We start from the raw sequence: 1883 nt of genomic DNA, 5'->3' as shown, positions 1-1883 counted from the left end.
GCTTCGGGGGCTTGGGTGAGGATGACGGCGAGGCGGACGGTGAAGGTGACCAGGCGGGTGAGTTTCGCGTGGTCGATGGGGATTTCGCGGGCCAGCGGGTCGGGGTGGCGTTCCTGGGACTTGAGCTGGTCGCGGATCGCCTTGAGGGTGCGGGCGGCGTCCTTGTGTTCCGAGCGGCCGGGCGTGGCGGTGACGGCGTCCGTGGGGAGACCGAGCAGTTCGGCGAGGTCGGTGGACGGCGGTTCGCTCGGGGTGCTCTTGCCGAACAGGCCGGGCTTGATCGACTGGAGGTGGGTGTCGATCTGGTCGACGAGCTCGGTGAGTCCCTTGAGCAGGGCGGGGACGAAGCTGTCGGCCGTCTTGCGGCGGTTGGTGGTGAGCGCGGTAGTGCGCTCGTAGTCTGCCTCGACCGTGGAGCGCAGCGCGTCCGGCCAGTCTTCGAGCCCGTTCAGGCCGGAGTGCTGGGGCGCCGTCGGGTTCAGATCGCCCGCAGACAGCGGCTTAGCGCCGGAACGAGCGGCGTCGATGTCTTGCTCGAACTTCTGCTGCGGTCCCGGCACGATTGAGCTCACCGGCTCAGCCTACTGGTGGATGGTCCAGTCGGCGCAGGTTCCAGATCGACGGGACGACGAGGGTGCCGATGATGATCAGGACGTAGAGGGTCCCGCCGTACAGCTCGACGGCCTTGACCGAGAGGGCGGCGGCGACGTAGCCGACGGTGAGTTGGCCGACGGGGTTCGCGATGTACGAGCCGAGCATGTCGTACGACGACACCCGGGACAGCTTGTCGAGAGGGACGTGCTGACCGAGGGCGGTCTCCCAGCCGATGCCGAAGATCTCGAACCCGAGGCCCATCACGAACGCGGCCACCGCGACCGTGATCACGTGCGGGAACAGGGCCAGGCAGAGGATCATCGGCGCCCCGAGCAACATTCCGGCCATCCCGGCGCGGAGCGGGTAGCGCGGTTTGAGGCGGAGCATGAGCAGGCCGCCGATCACCAGGCCGGCGCCGAAACATGCACTCACCACGCCCCAGCCGGCGCGGCCGAAGGTGCGGTCGGCGATCACCGGGCCGAGGGTTTGGTAGCAGGCGGTGTACAGGACGTTGAGCAGGCCGAACGCCAGGACGACGACCCACACCCATTGGCGGGAGGCGAATTCGCTCCAGCCTTCCCGGAGGTCGGTGATCATCGAGGAGGCCTGCCGTACGACGGGTGGGAGTTTCAGCCGGGAGATCAGGGCGGCGGCGAGCAGGAAGGTCACGGCATCGACGGCCAGTCCGATCCCCGGACCGGTCAGCCCGACGATGACACCGGCCACCGCGCCGCCGCCGATCATGGCGGCCGACCGGGCGAAGCCGGAGATCGCCATCGCCTGCGGCAGGTCGGACTTGCTGACGATCGCGGGGAGGACGCCGGCCATCGCCGGCATGACGAAGGCGGAGGCGGCGCCGTTGACCGCCTCGATCGCGGCGAGCTGCCAGATCGTCGCGTGTCCGGTGAGCACCAGTACGGCGGCGAGTGCCTGGGTGAGGCCGCTGATCGTGTTCGCGACCAGGATGACGAGATGCCGGGGCAGGCGGTCGGAGATGACGCCGCCGACCAGCAGGAAGACGATGTTCGGGATGCTCCGGGCGGCGAGCACGATGCCGACCGAGCTCGGTGACGGCGACACATCCAGTACGGCGAACACCAGCGCCACCGGAGCGATCGTCGAGCCGAGGATCGACACGAACCGGGACGTGATGAACAGCCGGACATCCCGGTGCCGCAGTACGGCGAGATCCTGCCGCCAGCTCATCGATCCCCCTCGTGCGTCCCGGACCCGGTGATCCTACGGGCGGATCGAACCGCGGGTCTCCGCATTTAGCGGACCGCTAACAC

Annotated in this window: 2 protein-coding genes; both read right to left on the bottom strand. The window is 68.8% G+C overall.

The window, feature by feature from the left end; translation table 11 throughout:
- On the bottom strand, positions 1-572 hold a 572-nt coding region (locus tag E1261_RS44605; RefSeq protein ID WP_132416407.1), incomplete at its 3' end, for a hypothetical protein.
- A gap of 4 nt (positions 573-576) precedes the next feature.
- Positions 577-1800, bottom strand: coding sequence for an MFS transporter (locus E1261_RS44600; RefSeq protein ID WP_132416405.1), 1224 nt, complete (start codon positions 1798-1800; stop codon positions 577-579).
- Between the last annotated feature and the right edge of the window lie 83 nt (positions 1801-1883).

This window comes from Kribbella albertanoniae, assembly GCF_004348455.1.
GTDB lineage: Bacteria > Actinomycetota > Actinomycetes > Propionibacteriales > Kribbellaceae > Kribbella > Kribbella albertanoniae.
This window is presented reverse-complemented; position numbering and strand designations above follow the sequence as displayed.

Excerpts from the sequence above, each read along its gene's own strand:
- E1261_RS44600 (WP_132416405.1), bottom strand. The coding sequence starts at position 1,800 with ATGAGCTGGCGGCAGGATCTCGCCGTACTGCGGCACCGGGATGTCCGG.